A 16,294-nucleotide genomic window follows, 5' to 3' on the forward strand; every position below is an offset into this window, starting at 1 on the left:
GGAGGCGGGCAGAAGGTAGTGCCTTGCCGTCCGGGGACTCTCGTGGCTGGGGTGATCAAGCGCGCCCGACCCGCCGGAAGCCGTGCCGGGCGACGTCGACCGCTGCCGTGACCGGGCTGGCGAACGCTCGGGTCATGGCGTATCCCTGCCTACGCGACTGCCCACCGAGGAAACACGCGAAGTAGTTGGAAATCGCGTAGGACACCACCGTCGCGAGCGCGGCGCCGTAGAGGCCCAAGTGCGGGATCAGCGTGAAGTTGAGCGTGATGTTGGCGACGGCGCCGACGCCGTGCCGGAGCAGCGATGACCACAGGTATCCCTCCGCGATGATCCACTTCGAGTACACGGCACCCATGAAGACGAACGGTGACGCCCAGATGTGGATCGCGAGGATGCCGAACACCGGCTGCAGCTCCGCACTGACGAAGTGCTTGGCGGGGCTGAGGCAGACCGCGGTGACGACGATCGCGACGCCGAGGCCGAACTGAAATGTCCTGTCGTAGGCCACCTGCAGCATACGGCGGTAGCGCAGATCCGAACCCGTCTGCCGCGAGTCCTCGAGGGCGCGGAGCAGCACCGGCAAGGTGGCGTTCATGACCACGATGGGCAGGAAGTACGCCAGCTCGCTGACGCGCGCGGCCAACGAGTAGACACCGACGGCAACCGAACCCAGCAGCGGCTGGATGATGACGATGGCGGCCCGCTGGTTGATCTGGTCGGCGATCGCCGACAACGCGAGCGGGCTGGAATCGTTCAGCATCGACCGGATTTCAGTGCGGGCCGGGCGGGCCATCGCGGGCGCGTCGGTCTCGAAGCAGAATCGCCACAGGATCCAGAGACTGGCCAGCGCGGTTTCGGCCACGAAGATGCCGATGAACAGCCAGACGTTGGGCAGCACCAGGATGGCAACGATGCGCACCACCACCATGACGCTGACGGTGATGACCCGGATCATGGCGGTGCGCCGGCTGCGCATGTGCGCCATGTACCAGAGCTCCGGCGCGTCGAGCGCGCGGACGAACAGGGAACTGAGCGCCACCAGCGTGGCAATCGTCGTCAGCCGGTCGTGGCTGGTGAAGCTGATGGCGCCGAGTACGAGATAGGTCGCCATGCAGAACAATTCGCGGATGAGCAGTATCGCGGCCACCGACCGGGTGCCGCGCATGCCTTCGGCCACGATGTACTTGATCCCCAGCCCGTTCAACCCCGCAGTGGTGACCGCGAACCCGACGGTGCACAGCGCGAGCGCGTACGAGTAGACGCCGTAGTCACGAAGGGGCAACACCCAGGCCAGCACGATCGCGAATACCGACCCACTCGCCAGGTTCGAGACCTGCTGCAGGGCATTCCAAATGGAATTCTGCCGGATGCTGCGACTGTCGTCCGGGTCGAGCCGGTCCGCTCCGGCCGCAGCGGCGATGGTGGTGTCGGGCGTCATCAGCCGTTCAGCGTGTCAATCGTGCGTTCCCACATCAGGTCGACTTTGTCGACGAGCTCCTGCAGGCGTTCCTTCTGTCGGGTGCCGCCCGCGCTGTCGGACAGGAGGGCGGCGACGGCCGCGTGTGGATCGGTGCTCGGCGTGACCACCCGATCGGCGACGCCGAAGTCGTCGAGCAGTTCGCGGTACTTGTGCGACCATCCGAACGCCAGGGTGGGCACCGATTGCGACAGGCATCCGACCACTGCATGGAAGCGGCTCGCCACCGCCGCCGATGCCTGTCCGAGAGCCGCTTTGAGCACCAGCGGGTCGGCATCGCTGAACAACGGCGCACCGATCCGGTCGGCGAGTTCCCGTGCGACGTCGTAGTCGTTCTCCTCGTGCACGACGACGACCGACGTCAGCCCGTTGGCCTTGGCAGCGGCACTGAAGCCGGCGAGCAGCTCGAGATACCCGACACGGTCCAGGTCCCCGTGCGTGAAGAGCTTGGTGTTCGGGACGAGGGCGATGAACGGCCGCTCCGAGATGGGGTCGATGGACCGCGGCTTGAGGCCGATGGTGAAGTCCGGGCTGAGCACCGTCGGAGTGCCGATGTGCAGTTGCCGCACGTAGCCCTCGCTCACGCGGTCACGAACGAACACCAGACTGGCCTGCTCCAGCGCCTCGCGCGACCAGCGTCGTGTCTCGGCGTTGTCGAAGGGACCGAACGCCTGCGGCAGAAGGACCTTCGGAATGCCTCGGCGGGCCCACGCCCGCCCGACGAGCGCTTCCCGACGCGGCAGCGCGGCGTCGAACTGGTCGGTGTAATGGAACCCGGCGGCGTCGAGCACACCGCCGATCTCCCGGTCGGAGGTAAGACCGTACTCCTTCTTGATCCTCGCGGGCACGGCGTTGCCGAGAAACGAGCTCAGCCGCGGCACGCCCCCCTCGTAAAGCGTCTGCCGCAGACCGAGTTTGGCCCGAACCGAGTAGTCGGTGAACCCGGGCGGCAGCGACAGCTCGAACTGATCCCCTAGCCGCGAACAGATCGCCTGCAGCATCAACTGCGCGCCCTTGTTGCGGGTATTCGTCCCACGAATGTCCACGATCACAGCGTTCTGAACCTCCGAATGTCGTCGACCACCCGCTTGGCCGAGAAGGGCACCAGCGCGTCGGGATCGGCGTAGCCGTAGGCGATCAGCATGACCACGCGTTCGTGGCGTGCGAGGCCGAGCAGTTTGCGCATCTCGGCTTCGCGGTCCGGCAGATCGGGCCAGTTGATGCAACAGCTGTTCACGCCTTGCGCCTCCAGTCCGTAGACCAGGCCCATGGCTGCCAGGCAGCCGTCGATGTAGATGAGGTGCCGGTCGCGCTGGTCGAAGAAGGCCGCCAGGTTGCCGACGATGACGATGAGCCCCGGGATCTGATGCTCGTAGCCGTCGGTGCCCATCGGAATCGCGGCGACCCGTGCGGTGCTGACGGGGTCGTCGAAGATCTCGAACCGATACGGCTGCCGATTGCACGCCGTCGGGGACTCCGCCGCGATCGCCACGGCACGGTCCACCAGGTCGCGTGACACCGACTCCGTGGTGAACCAGCGCACCGAACGGCGCCCTGCCGCTAACGCCTCGAAGTCGTCGATCTTCACGGTGGGCACCAACGGGATCGCATGGTGCGGTCCACTGTCCGCAGATCCGGTGTCGAGATCGGCGATGGCGTCGCGGAAGCCGTTGCGGGAGCGGATGATCGACGGATGAGTCGACGTAGCCGTCACGTCGAAGTAGCGGGCCAGCACCGAGTACATCCAGTTGAACTCGGGTTGTGCGGGTTCAAGCGTGCCCGCGCTCACGCCGCCGTGAAACGCGTCGACCGTCGCGCCGATGTAGTCGGTCGCGAACTGGTTGCGCACCGGACGCATCGTGAGCCCCTTCTCGAGGCGGTGCACGTTGCGCCTCAGCAGGTAGACGTCCGTGCCGGAACCCACCGAGCGCTCGTACGCGTGAATTCCGCGCCGAACGTAGCGGCGTTCACGACCCAGCGCGGTGCCACTCAGCCTGTGTCGCTGACGCCACGCGTAGCGTCGGGCCCTGCCGAGGAAGTCGACGAGCTCGGCGGTCCGGCTAGGCTTCGAAATGGGCATTGAACTAGGGATTGCACTAGGCATTGAAGCCGCCCCTGCCCAGCGCGCACACCCGCCATCCCGCCTCCGCCCAATATTCGTGCTCCAGGGCATTTCTGGTGTCCAGCACCATCGGTTGGCGGACGAGCTTCTTGAAACTGACCGGGTCGATGCTCCGGTATTCGGACCACTCCGTGGCCAGCACGACGAGATCCGCGCGATCACAAGCGTCTGTCAGCGCCTCACAGTAGGTGAGGGTCGGAAAGCGCGCCTTCGCATTGGCGATCGCCTTCGGATCGTGAACGCGGACCGAGGCACCCTTGAGGTGCATCGCCGCTGCCACGTTCAACGCGGGCGAATCTCGGACGTCATCGCTTTCCGGCTTGAAGGCCGCACCGAGGACCGCGACGTTCTTACCGAGGAAGCTGCCACCCAACAGACTGGAGGCCACCGAAACCGCCTTGTCGCGGCGGCGCATGTTGATCTTGTCGATCTCCCGGAGAAACGAAAGGGCGTCGGATGCACCGAGTTCCCCGGCCCTGGCTCCGAAGGCGCGGATGTCCTTGGGCAGGCAGCCACCGCCGAAGCCCAGGCCGGCGTTGAGGAACTTGCGGCCAATCCGGTCGTCGTACCCCAGCGCCTTGCTCAGGGTGACGACGTCCGCGCCCGACACTTCGCATATCTCGGCCATCGCGTTGATGAAGGAGATCTTGGTGGCGAGGAAGGAGTTTGCGGCGACCTTGACCATCTCCGCGGTTGGGAGGTCGGTCACCACGTAGGGTGTGCCGTCCGCGATCACCTTGGAATAGACCTCCAGGAGCGACTTCTCGGCGTATTCCGACGTGATGCCGAAGACGAGCCGGTCGGGATGCAGCGTGTCCTCGATGGCGCGGCCTTCGCGCAGGAACTCTGGGTTCCACGCGATCTCGGTCTTGCTGGCCGAGCCCTGGAGGAGTTCGCGGGACAGCCTGCTCGCGGTGCCCACCGGCACCGTCGACTTTCCGACGATCACACCGTCGCACGTGGCCGACTCGACGATCATGCGGACGGCCGAATCGACGTAGGACATGTCGGCCGCCTCCGACCCCGACGATTGTGGGGTTCCGACGCACACGAAGTGCAGTGTGGCGCCGCTGATTGCCGCTTCCGGCGTCGTCGAGAAGCGCAAGCGACCGGTCTCCAGAGTGTCTCTGAGCAACTCCTCGAATCCGGGTTCGTAGAAGGGCGGCGCTCCGGATGCCAGTGCTTCGACTGTCGACGCCTTGGTGTCGAATCCCACGACCTCGTGTCCGAGATGTGCCATGCACACCGCGTGGACGGCGCCCAGATACCCGGTGCCCATCACACTGATCTTCATCGTCTTCCCTCTCGCGTCGTCGAAGTCGTCGAAGTCGTCACGGTTCCACCCGCCGCTCCAATGAGGAGAACCACTTGAGTACGTCGTCGCCCTGGACGCAGGACGGGTCTCCGTGGCGCCCAGCGCAACCCACCACCGAGACGTCGGCCTCACGGCCAAACCGGCGCTGAAAAGCCCGTGCATTCGCATCCGCGGGCACCACTTCGTCGTCGTCGCTGACGTAGAGCCGGATCCTCATGCCGGCGAGGGCATCCGGTGGCAAGTTCATCGGGTTCGTCGAGTCGAGCGTGGGACGGTCGGCGTAGCTCTTGGCGACCAGTGGTGCGTACGGCGGGCTCGACGTCGCCAGGTCCATCGCGGGATTGATGGCTGCGAGGCCGCGGATGCGTCGCTTGCCGTCCAGCACCATCAAGTTGATGGCGGCTACGGCACCCATGGATTCGGCGAGGAAGAAGACGTTCTCCACTCGATAGCGCAGGATGGCCATGTTCGCCAACTCGCGATAGTTCTGTTGGGACTCCGGGTTTCCGAACGCGTTTCCGCTCGCCTGGCTTGCCACCACGGCGAAGCCCGCGTTGACGAGCTTCTCGGTCATGATGCGGTGCGGCTCGTCGGAGGTGATCGAGAACTCGTCGCCGTCAGCCCCGTGGAAGTAGATGACCACTCCCCTGACCGGCTGATCCTTCGAGCTGATCCCCAGCGTCTGCTGTCCGTCGACGGTCACGCGCAGGTACTCGAGGCCTTCTGGTTTGGCTGTCGCGCAACCGTTTACGCCCATGAGGAGGGCGATCGCGACCACGACGAGGCGGATCCACCCACCGCGGATGGGCGACGGCGCGGTCATCGGACTCGCCCTTGTTCGGATAGCAGGCCGATCGGGTCGGAGCCGACCAGCTTCATCGCCGCGGTGACGAGTTCGGCGTCGATCACGTTGTCGTGAAAGCAAGCGGTGAGCAGCATCCCGCCGCGGCAGTGGCCCTGCAGGAACGTGAGACCGTTGGGCCCACCGGGTTCGACACGGGAAGCGTAAACGGGTTCGTGGCCGGGTAGGTACGGCAGCATGTCGATCTGTGGCGGTGCGCCGACATAGCTGAACGTCACCTGCGCCAACGCGTCGTCCTCCACTTCCGTTCGCAGAGGTATCGCCGATCCGACGCGCAGCGACGTGACGATCTGGTTGGCCAGCGGGCGTCCCGATGTCTTCGTCGCCTTGACGGTCTCTGCGATCTGTCCGGGTGTCATGTCCCAGCGCAGTTGCATGGGCACGCCTGCGAAGAAGTTGCCGTCGATGAATCCGGATCCCAGGTAGCTTCGGAGGTCGACCATGACGCGAATGTCGTCGGACAGCTTCATGCCGGCGCGCCGAAGCCCCGCCATGAGCAGGGCCGTCTGAACGGCGAACCGGCTGGCACCGGGCGCGTGTTCGGCTGCCCACGAATAGACTTCGCCGGATTGATCGGGCGGCAGGTAGGCGTGCACGCTATGACGCGACGGCGCCCATGGGCGGGTCGGGGCCGCCGTGTCGACGCCGATCGATCGTGGCCGGTCACGCAGCGCCGAGCGCACCAGCGCTGGATCGCGGCCGAACGTCCGCAATCCCGCTCGCAGGAGGGGTAATCGGCCCGCGGGCTTGGTGGGCCATGGCAGCACTTCCCCGGTCACCGCGGCCAGCATCACCGCGGCGACCACCGTGACGAACATCAGGCCGTCGCCCAGGCTGTGCGACATCTTCATCGCGAAGTGGTCGGGAAACCGGACGAACGTCAGTGGCGGCTCGAGGGACTCGTCACCTGCGACGCCATCGACGATGCGGCCGTAGTCGAGTCGTTCGTCCCAGTCGCGCTCGACGACGACCGACTCCAAGGATCGCGGGGTGAGCCATCGTCGCTTCGCGTCGTCGAAGCCCCACGCCAGTCGGCTGTGTTCATGGCGGTCGCCCACGGCGGCAACGGCGGCACGGATCGCGTCGACCGACGGCATCGCGAACGGGCCGCAGAGGATCGTCACATAGGTGTCGACCCATGGCCGGTCGCGGCGTTGCATCGCAATCGACTTCGTGGCCGACGCTCCCAGCGCTGCGGGTGAGCTGACCGAACGGCTAGCCGTCATTTGGATGCACCCGGTGCACGAATACGGTGATTCCCTGGCCGTCGAACAGCGGCTCCCAGCGCTCCTTGTCGGCGAAGAGGTGTGCCTTCAGATTGGGAAACGCATCCCACGGCAGGACCCCGAAGTACCAGGAGTACACCCGCATCTGCTCGGTGAATATCAGATACGTGGACGCATCCGACCGCGTCTTGAGCGCGTTCAGGAACGCCTGATAGTCCTCCTCCGTGTCGTAGTGGCGCATCATGAGGTCCTTGGCGTAGGTCATCGGCGAGTCGAAACCGCTCTTGAACCTGGCGAAGTCGACGTACCGCCATGAACTGCGCTCGGGCCACACCGGCGCGACCGACGTGAGGTACGAAGGCAGTTCGGCCTGGGCCAACACGATCCGCGACGTCTCGTATTGTTCCTTCGGCATCACGTTCGCGTACCAGGACCCGGTATATCCCTGCGCCGACAACGCAGTCGCCAGCAATACCCCGATGAATCCCATGGCGTAGGGCGCTCGCCCGGCGCGCAACACTGTCACCACGACGGGCGCCAGCACTATCGAGCAGCCGAGCAGCGAGTACAGGAAGACACGGAAAATGGCTTCGCCGCCGTAACTTTGGCCTCCGAGGATCAGCATCGGGCTGAAGGCGAGCACGCTCAGCGCCCAGAACTCCTTCTTCTTGATCCAGCGGTACAGAATGGTGAGTGCTGCCGCCACCCACATCGACGCCGACAGAACGCGCACGCCCATGCTGGTGAGCTGCTGTCCCAGCGAGCCGGGCACCGGAATGTTCGACTCGGCGTTCTTCACCGGATTCGAGGAGAACAACTGGTAACTCGACGCCGAGTCCCAGTTGTAGATCAGGAAGCCGATGAGCATGGCGGTCAGCGGTATGACTATCCACCACGGCTTCATCCGGCGGGTCGTGCACAGGACGCCGATCGCCAACAGGATCCAGTACGGCGTCAGTTGATGGGTGATCGTGGCGGCACCGAAGAGCACCAGGATGAGCAGAGTGCCGAACGGTCGATCGCGGGAGAGGCCCACCAGGGTGAAGATGGCGACGGCAAGCATGATGACCGTCGCCTGCGGCGAATAATAGTCCTGCTCAACCCAGTTGAGCGTGGCGGCAAGGAACGTCGCCGTGATCGCGGTGATGGGCTCCAGCCGCCACGCGCGCGCCGCCGCATACACCAGACCGGCGAACACCACGTGGAAGCACGGCGTGTACCAATGTGCTATCGCGACTTCGGATATGCCGGTGAGATCCGAGAACCATGCGGTCAGGGCGAACAGACTCGGCCAGCCGTTGTAGATGTCCACGTCGCGGGCAAGCGTGTGGGAGTGCTGGATGTAGTCGGCTACGCCGAGGTGCTTGTAGGTCCAGGCGTACATCGGAAGATCCGTTGCGACGGCCCGTGGTAGCCGCTGGGTGACGATCATCATGGCCGTCGCCGCGGCGGCAGCCCGGAAGCTGCCCTGGCGAATCGCGATGGCGAATCCCACGGCCGACAGGAGAATCGACGCACCGTAGGTGGGCGCCGCCACGGCGATCAACCCCCACTGGGACGCGACGGCGTCGGGAATGGTTCTCGCCCCGTGGATGAAGCAGCCAAGGCTCAGCGCCAGAACGACCCACGGCAGGTGACGCCACCGTGCGGCGGGATGCGCGTCGACGGCCGGGACGGCCACGGTCTGCTCGCCGCGAGCCAACGTGGCCGTCATGACGCGGTGACCGTCTGGCGCTGCGCGAGATACCCGCAGTGTGCGAGGCCGCCGACGACGGTGACGGTGGCCAATCCCAGCAGCACGGCCACCGGGTCGTAGAACCCGAGCATGAGCAAGCCCGACACCGTGATCAGGCAGACGGCGATGCTGACTGCTGGGATGAGCAGTAGCAGCACCGATGTCGGCATTCTGGTGTACCACGACAATGCCAAGCTGCCCGGGCCCGCGAGCATGAAGGCACCCACGGCGACCGCGAGTACGACCGTCGGCAACGCCGAGATGGCGCCAAGGGCACCGATCAATCCGACGGCCACCGCCGCGAGCGAAAGGCGACCCGCCAGCATCGCATTCTCTGGGTCGCCCCAATGGCGGTCGCCGCGAACGTCGAATGCGCGCAGCAGTTTCGACGACCGAACACTCAGCGGCATCGCCTTCCGGCCGGCGACTCGGGCGCTCAGCAAGGCGAAGGGGCCGTGCAGCACACCCTTCAGCTCATGGCCGTACAACGCTTCCAGCTCGGGATCGGCGGGGCCATTGGCTTCCTGCTCGACGACCGTCACGTGGCGCATGTGCTTGACCGCCGGCCGGACCCGCCTCAGCGCCATGCCGAACGTCCGCGGCCGGCTGCCCAGCTTCGCGATCCAGGCACCCAGGCCGAGGCCGTAGTTGTGGACCTGGACTTCGAGGTCGGCGGCGGTCCGTCGGTGCCGGTGCCACACCACGGCGGCCGGTTCCCGGACGAGCAGGTGACCTGCCACCAGGATCCGGACGAAGATGTCGATGTCCTCGCCCCCTCCCGCAGGCGATCCGATACCCAAGCCTTCGTCGAACCCGCCCAGCTCGATCAGGACGTCGCGGCGGACGGCGAAGTTGGCTCCCGTGCCGAACTGCGCTACCCGCATGGGGAAGAGCGGGTCGTCGGGCGGTGGCGCGGCAAGATCGAAGACCGCCGGCTCGCATCCGGAGGCCCATCCGACGCGACGGTCGAAGTAGGACTGGGCCGGGGTGACCAGTTCGGCGCTGGGCACCATGCCACACACGCACGCCACCCGCGGGTCGCGGCTGAATCCGTGTGCGAGGTTCGCCAACCAGGAATCGTCTACGAGGACGTCGTCGTCGGTGAAGGCGACGATGTCGTGCTCGGCGCTCCTGATCGCGACATTGCGTGCGATCGAGAGACCCTGACCCTGCGCTTCGACGATGTGGACCCGAATGTCCGTCGACGCCTTGAAGTCTTCGACGACTGGCGGCGTGAGTCCACTGGTCGGGTTGTTGTCCACGACGAGCAGTTCGAAGTGCGGGTAGTCGAGCTCGGCGAGGCCCTGCAACACGTCCCGCAGTTGATCGGGGCGGTCCCTCGTGCACACTGCCACGGTGACCGGCGGCTTGTTCCAGACCGCCTCGCGCGTGGGCACGGAGGGCAGCTCGGTGATCTGGGCGGTGGCGGACGCGACGTCGACGACGCCGGCGGACACGTCCAAGTCGATGAAACCCCGTGGCTGGCCGCCGCTCCACACCAACAGCCGCGCGCGACTGAAACTTTCGCCACCGGACAGGGTCAATCGACTGACACCGGTGAGGTCGGCTTCGTCGATCTCACCGATCCAGACAGCATTTGGCCAGTGGTCGTCCTCGGCTCCCGCATTCGTGATCGGCCTGATGACGTCGACTCCGTCGGATCCACGGTGACGCGGCATGTCTCAGCCCTCCGCTCGGCGATGGTTGACGAATAGGTGGATGGCGGCAGCAGTGCTGAGCGCGGACTGCGCCAATAGGACGGCGAATGCGCCGCCCAGAGCCCCGTAGGTGGGGCACAACGCGAACAGCAAGGCCGGCACGGCGATCGCGAACACCAGGTTGAACTGCAACGGCACCTTGATGTTTCGCCGCGCCCTCTGCAACCCCGACCACACGGTGTACACGGTGCGGACCACGCAGACCGCACACATGGTCGCGATCACGCCGGTGGCGCCTAGTGCGCCGTAGGCGGGATCGAGGATTCGCAATGCGGTCGGCGCCATGGCAATCAGCAGGGTGGCACCCGTCGCGCTGAGCGCAATCGTCCTCAGCAACACCGAGCGCGCCATGCTCCAGGCTTCGTCGGGCGTACTCGAGGCGTGCACGACCAGCGACACCGCCATCGCAATGGCGATCAGGTCCAAAACCTGCACGAGCGACAACGCCAGGGCGAAGAGCGCACCCTGCTCCGGTCCGGATATGGCGGTGACGAGGAACGGTGACAACATGAGCACGCCGAAGTTCAGGCCCGACGACGCGATCGATTGCGCGAGGAACCCGTTGAACATCCGCATCGCGGCGTCCTCGGACAGCGTTGCGACGGGCAGCTCCGTTCCGGTGTTGATCACACGAACGATCGCGGGCCGCAACACGATGGCCAGCGCGGTGCTCGCAATGACGACCGAGAGTTCCACTGCGTGCCAGTGCAGCGTCGCGGCCAAAAGTGGCAACAAGACGATCTTGCAGACTCCGGTAGCCGTGTTCGCGACCGGCAGCCACCGGGCCCTGGCGAGCGCGACCACCGCGGAACTCTGCACGTTCACCGACGACCACACCACGACGCCGACGGCCACCAACGCGGCTACGCCGAACGATCCACGGACCTCGGCGAGCAGCAGAACGGTACCGACCGCAGCGCCCAACCCACTGACGATGGCGATCAGCCAGAACGTCCGCTGGCCACGTCGATACAACCGGGGGCGGGCCTCCCCCACCGCGGGGAGCAACGCGGTGTACGCGTCACCGATGCCGGACGCCACGATGACACCGGCAGAGCCGATGACCGCCATCACCGCGGTCATCACTCCAAGTTCGTGTGGTGGGAAACGCTTGGCGGCCAACGCCCAGAATGCCACTCCCAGAGCCGCACTCAAGACCGACGACGACGCCATCGATCCGGCGTCCCGATACAGACGCGTGACGCCGAACTCGCGCTTGGGGGTGACGCCTCGCAGAACGGCGCGGTCTTCCGTGGTCACCCGACGGCGCCTTCGCTTCGCGCACGACGCCGGGCACGCACATAGCTGACCGGTCCGAGGAACAGTCCGCGTCGCTTCAACCGGAGCAATCCCGGCGGAAACTCCTTCGGAAGCCCCGTTGTCGCCGCCGAGCCGCGAGCACCGGACATGTCCAGCACGGCCCGAGGCGTCAACCGAATGAGCGGAAGCGCCAAACGCCAATTCCAGCGCAGCAGTGCGGTATAGAACGCAGTAAGACCGACGCCATAGCCGAACATCTGCTTCTCGAGGTCGCCGACGTCACGCCGGTGGAAGTGGCGGGTCAGCGCGGCGGGGTGATACACGACGGTGTGGCCCGCGAGAAGCAGCTGAGAGAACATCAGTGTGTCCTCGCCTCCACGCGTCTCGGTGCCGGCGCCGAGCCCCACGTCGAAGCCACCCATCGCCGATAGCGCGGAGGTGCGGAACGTCATGTTCGCGCCGGCGCCGAATGCGGGCAGTGGGTACAGCGGGTTCTGGACCTCCGGGTCGGTGCCCACGAATACCGCGCCTGTGAAACCCCGGCCCTTGGTGTGACCTCCGTACTGCTCGAACCACCATTGGGCCCACGTCTCCAACTCGGCGGGAACGACCGAACCCGAGACGGCAGCGGCATCGGGAACGGAGCCGAGCGCACGGGTGACCTCGCCGACCCAGTTCTCGTCGGCGACCTCGTCGTCGTCGATCCACGCCACGAACTCCGTGGCGACATGCCGCAGTGCACAGTTGCGTGCCCAGGACAACCCGGGCGTCGGCTCGACGACGTAGTCGAGCAGAAGATCGCCGTCGCGCTTCTCGGCCACGACCGTCGCCGTCACATCACTGGTCGGCGCGTTGTCGACGACAAGGACACGAAAGCCGCTTTGGGACTGCGCCTTCAGGGACTCGATCGCGCGGGCCAGGTCGTCGGGTCGCTCGCGGGTGCAGATCACGACCGTGACGTTTCCCGGGTCGACCACACCGTCCGCCCGCGTGCCGGTGCGATGCACTGCACCGTCCGGCGACGTCTCACTCAAGCCCAACACGAACCGGTTCAGCTGGTCACGGACCTCGCGCTCGTCGGCGCAGGCCTCGACTATCCCGATGGGGCGACCGCCGCGCCGCGCCAGTATCCAGACGTACGTGTACTGGTCCAGACCGTCGAGTCGTCCGACGAAGTGGTCGACCGACTGCGACGTGTCGAAATCGGTGACCAGGGCAGGCTTTCGATCGCCGACGAATGACGCGCCAGTGGAGCCTGCATCGGTGGACGTGACCGTTGCCCGCCCCCGTAGATAGCCTGCTCCAGCGCTGGCCAGGCCCAGCATCATCGTCAGGCCCTGCAACACGGCTACCCAGCGCAGCTGCGTCAGCCTGCGCAACGCCGTCACTGCCGCCGTCTGCACGTAGCCGAACTCCGTGCTCACAGCCGAACTCGAGCCCAGATTCGCTCGCATCGCCGACTTGCCCGCGCCCTCGGAGAAGCAGCGTGTGACGAAGAATCTGAATGATCCACGGCCAGCGGGAACTTCGTGCAGGATGACCGCCGATGGCACGTACATCCAGCGTTTGGCCGTCGCTTCCGACATTCGGATGCAGAGGTCGGTGTCCTCGGGCTGCGAGACGGACCCTTGTTTGCCGAAGTCGGTGCGAAAGCCGCTGACGGCGCGGAACTCGGCCGTTCGCACCGCCATGTTCCCCGACCAGACGTTTCGAATCGGCGCGGTCTCGGTGGGCAACCCAAGATAGGAACCGCCGACGACCCAGGCGAACTCGTCGGGGAACCACCGTGGCTTCGTGGTCTCCCATGCCGGCTCGTACGTTCCTCCCGTTCCCACGACTTGCTCATCGGCAAACGGTCGGGTCAATTCGAGAAGCCAGTCAGGGTCGGCGATCTCGTCGTCGTCGAGGAAGGCGGTCAACGGGGTGTCGACTGCCTCGACGCCGCGGTTGCGGGTCGCCGAAGCGCCACGGCCTCCGTCGTTCTGGACCACCGTGACCCAGTCGAATTCCTCGTCGAGCAGTTCGGCCAACGCCGGATTGTTGTCCACCGCGACCACCACCCGTCGCGGTTCGAGCGTCTGCTTGCGCAGGGACGTCAGTGCCGACCGGATGTTGTCCAGTCGCCGCTCCGTGTAACACGGCAGGACGACCGAGACGTCGAGATCCACCTGTTCGCACCTGATCTCAGGACACCTTCGCCGAAGGTTCGCCGTCGACGGGGTGGCGGCGGTTGGACATCTGCCGCGCCACCGCGTCGCGACGATCGAGGCGTCTGGTGGCGCGTGCCTGGAAGTACTCTCGACGGATGGTTCGCAGCACCCGGGTGCCGTCCCGAACCGCATTGAGATTGCTCACCCCGTGTATCCGGTTCGCCTCGTAGCTACAGACTTCAGCGATCTTCAGCCGGTTCGCGGCGACCCGAACGTTGATGAGTGTCTCGATCTCGAATCCGTCGCCCCACTGCGGCAGTGGATCGCTGGTATCGGGCAATCTCATCACGTCGAGGCAGTGCCGCCAGAAGGCGTTGTATCCGTAGCAGAGGTCGGTGTATCTGGTCGCGAACAACGCATTGACCGTCGCGTTGAGCCCCCAGTTTCCGAGCCGACGGAAGTGCGTGATGTCGGCACTTCCCCCACCCTGGATGAAGCGGGATCCCTTCGCGAAATCAGCGCCCGCCACAAGGGCGCCAACGTAACTCGGAATCTCTTGTGGATCAGTGCTGCCGTCGGCGTCGATCATCACGATGATGTCGCCGGACGCCGCCTCGAACCCGCAGGCGAGCGCATTGCCCTTGCCCTTCCGGGTTTGTGCGACGTGTATCCCGTCGGGCCACAGTTCCCGGGCCACTACGGCAGTGTTGTCCACCGAATTACCGTTGACGAAGACGATCTCGTCAACGTCTTCGGGCATCTTCGCGGCGACGAAGGGTAGGTTCCTCTCCTCGTTCAGTGCGGGAATGATCACCGATACTCGGGGACGTTCCGCCCCATGGGAATTCCCGTCCCAAATGGTCGCTAGTTTGGCCATCTTTCTGGCCCTTCCTTGGCTGCAGGTGCATACGACGAAGCCGACACGTGTCCGGCAAAAGCTGCGCGGCGATACCGCTAGTAATGGACGACAATTCTGCGAATGGCGTTGCGTGCCACCCGTTTTAAACTCAATCGGTCGACGCTACGGCGCGCCAAACCCATGCTTTCCGCGATGACCCCGACTTCACCGCACCGGACCCAACTCCCCGTTGGTGGGTCCATCAGCAGTGCTTACGCTGGCACACGGCCCTGGCCCCTGCAACCTGGGCAAATGGAAACATCAGGTTAAGCAACGTGACATCTAATCGCGTGTTCGGCACCACGCTTTTGCCATCACCACGGCCTCGGTCGAGGATTCCGCAAGCATGTCGCGACCGGCAATCACCGGTCGGATGGCCAGCGATTCGGCGAACGTTCTCTCCGCTTCGTGGTACGCCGTAAAGCACCGTGGGCCAACAGGTCCGACTTCGACTCACGGCGATCACTGCGTGTAGCCACACCATGATCGGGCGACCCCACGCCACGCGACGGGCAGCGTCCCGCCCGGGCGGCCGCTAACCTGCGGGACCATTGCTGCCGACGCCGATTGAGGTCACGGGGCGAGGGGCGAGCGGTCGACAATTCCCAGAATGTGTGGTGGACGCCACAGCATCCTGCCAGCCGGCACGGCTATGCCAGGGGTCACCGACGGCACGAGTCGGGCGGACTGGCGCACCAGCCGCCTATTGTGAGCCCCAACTCGCCATTCGCGTTGGGTACCTGGAAAGGACGCCCCGATGGAATCATCCGCACGCTCGTTCTCCCCGTCGTTGCGTCGCCGTGCCTGGGCCGTGACGATCGTGGTGCTGGCCGCAGCGGCGTCGGGATGTGGCGTGTCGGGGATCGTGAGCGCGACGCCGATCGGCGGCTGCGAGCGGACCGCCGGGCTGGAGAACCACTGGGGAACGCCGAACCGTGAAGACCGATTCGATTCGGCGGCGTCGCTTTCCAACTGGCATCTGTACGACGGGGTTGGGCACGCGGGCAACGGGATACGAACGCCTGCAGCGATCTCGCTGTCCGACGGCATTCTCACCATCACGGGGGACGCCTCGGGCGCCTCGGGCGGCATGGGATGGAACGCGGGTCAACTCCATGGACGCTGGGAGGTGTGCGCGCAATCCCCGCCGTCGGCGCCCGGCTATCACTCAGTGCTTCTGCTGTGGCCTGACGCCGAGGACTGGCCGGTCGGTGGAGAGCTCGACTTCATGGAGGCCGTCGATCCGACTCGCCAGACGGTGGAGGGCTGGCTGCACTACGGTGCCGACGACCGCCGGGTGGGCGACCAGGTGAAGGTCGACGCGGGAGGTTGGCATGCCTGGGCGGTCGAGTGGACGCCGGAGAAGATCACCTACTTCGTCGACGGCAAGCCGTGGTGGTCCACCACGGACACCTCGACCTTCCCGGCGCGACCGCTGCACCTCTGCCTGCAGGTCGACAACTTCGGCGGTGACATCGCCACCGGTGGGCGGCAACTCGTCGACTGGGTGCGCCAGTACTCGTTACCGTGA

The 16,294-nt window shown here is 65.7% G+C and carries 12 protein-coding genes; 1 reads left to right on the plus strand and 11 read right to left on the minus strand.

From position 1 onward, the window contains the following. Positions 1-55: 55 nt before the first annotated feature. Genes N536_RS0127715 through N536_RS0127765 form a run of 11 tightly spaced genes read right to left on the minus strand, consistent with a single transcriptional unit; the run spans position 56 to position 14,742 of the window. Positions 56-1,438 carry a flippase gene (locus tag N536_RS0127715; protein ID WP_029116586.1) on the minus strand — a complete coding sequence of 461 codons (1,383 nt, stop codon included), beginning with the start codon at positions 1,436-1,438 and terminating at the stop codon, positions 56-58. Next, positions 1,438-2,523, minus strand: a complete 1,086-nt coding sequence (locus N536_RS0127720) for a polysaccharide pyruvyl transferase family protein (RefSeq protein ID WP_155948752.1) — start codon at positions 2,521-2,523, stop codon at positions 1,438-1,440. The genes N536_RS0127715 and N536_RS0127720 overlap by 1 nt, the downstream gene beginning before the upstream one ends. A 2-nt stretch (positions 2,524-2,525) precedes the next feature. Beyond that, positions 2,526-3,557 (minus strand): nitroreductase family protein, encoded by a 1,032-nt coding sequence (locus N536_RS0127725; protein WP_051574814.1) that lies wholly within the window; start codon positions 3,555-3,557, stop codon positions 2,526-2,528. Positions 3,558-3,573: 16 nt separating this feature from the next. Next, a complete protein-coding gene (locus tag N536_RS0127730) occupies positions 3,574-4,893 on the minus strand; it encodes a UDP-glucose/GDP-mannose dehydrogenase family protein (RefSeq protein WP_029116589.1) in 1,320 nt (439 codons plus the stop codon). A gap of 37 nt (positions 4,894-4,930) precedes the next feature. Next, positions 4,931-5,737: an alpha/beta hydrolase gene (locus tag N536_RS0127735; protein ID WP_231514656.1), complete on the minus strand. Its 807-nt coding sequence runs from the start codon at positions 5,735-5,737 to the stop codon at positions 4,931-4,933. Beyond that, positions 5,734-7,002 carry a hypothetical protein gene (locus N536_RS0127740; RefSeq protein WP_155948753.1) on the minus strand — a complete coding sequence of 423 codons (1,269 nt, stop codon included), beginning with the start codon at positions 7,000-7,002 and terminating at the stop codon, positions 5,734-5,736. Before N536_RS0127740 ends, N536_RS0127735 begins: the two co-directional genes overlap by 4 nt. After that, the gene (locus N536_RS0127745) at positions 6,992-8,716 is read right to left on the minus strand and encodes a hypothetical protein (RefSeq protein WP_029116592.1); all 1,725 of its coding nucleotides are present in this window, start codon (positions 8,714-8,716) and stop codon (positions 6,992-6,994) included. Before N536_RS0127745 ends, N536_RS0127740 begins: the two co-directional genes overlap by 11 nt. Beyond that, on the minus strand, positions 8,713-10,416 hold the full coding sequence (locus N536_RS39680; RefSeq protein ID WP_081809414.1) for a glycosyltransferase family 2 protein: 1,704 nt from the start codon (positions 10,414-10,416) through the stop codon (positions 8,713-8,715). The genes N536_RS0127745 and N536_RS39680 overlap by 4 nt, the downstream gene beginning before the upstream one ends. A 3-nt stretch (positions 10,417-10,419) precedes the next feature. Continuing rightward, positions 10,420-11,715, minus strand: coding sequence for a lipopolysaccharide biosynthesis protein (locus N536_RS0127755; RefSeq protein ID WP_029116593.1), 1,296 nt, complete (start codon positions 11,713-11,715; stop codon positions 10,420-10,422). Further along, a complete protein-coding gene (locus tag N536_RS40935; protein WP_051574815.1) occupies positions 11,712-13,883 on the minus strand; it encodes a glycosyltransferase family 2 protein in 2,172 nt (723 codons plus the stop codon). Before N536_RS40935 ends, N536_RS0127755 begins: the two co-directional genes overlap by 4 nt. Positions 13,884-13,899: 16 nt before the next feature. Next, a complete protein-coding gene (locus N536_RS0127765) occupies positions 13,900-14,742 on the minus strand; it encodes a glycosyltransferase family 2 protein (RefSeq protein ID WP_036437808.1) in 843 nt (280 codons plus the stop codon). Positions 14,743-15,520: 778 nt separating this feature from the next. Here N536_RS0127765 and N536_RS0127770 point away from each other — a divergent pair. Further along, a complete protein-coding gene (locus tag N536_RS0127770; protein WP_029116595.1) occupies positions 15,521-16,294 on the plus strand; it encodes a glycoside hydrolase family 16 protein in 774 nt (257 codons plus the stop codon).

It is taken from the genome of Mycobacterium sp. URHB0044, from assembly GCF_000620625.1.
In the GTDB taxonomy this organism is placed as follows: domain Bacteria; phylum Actinomycetota; class Actinomycetes; order Mycobacteriales; family Mycobacteriaceae; genus Mycobacterium.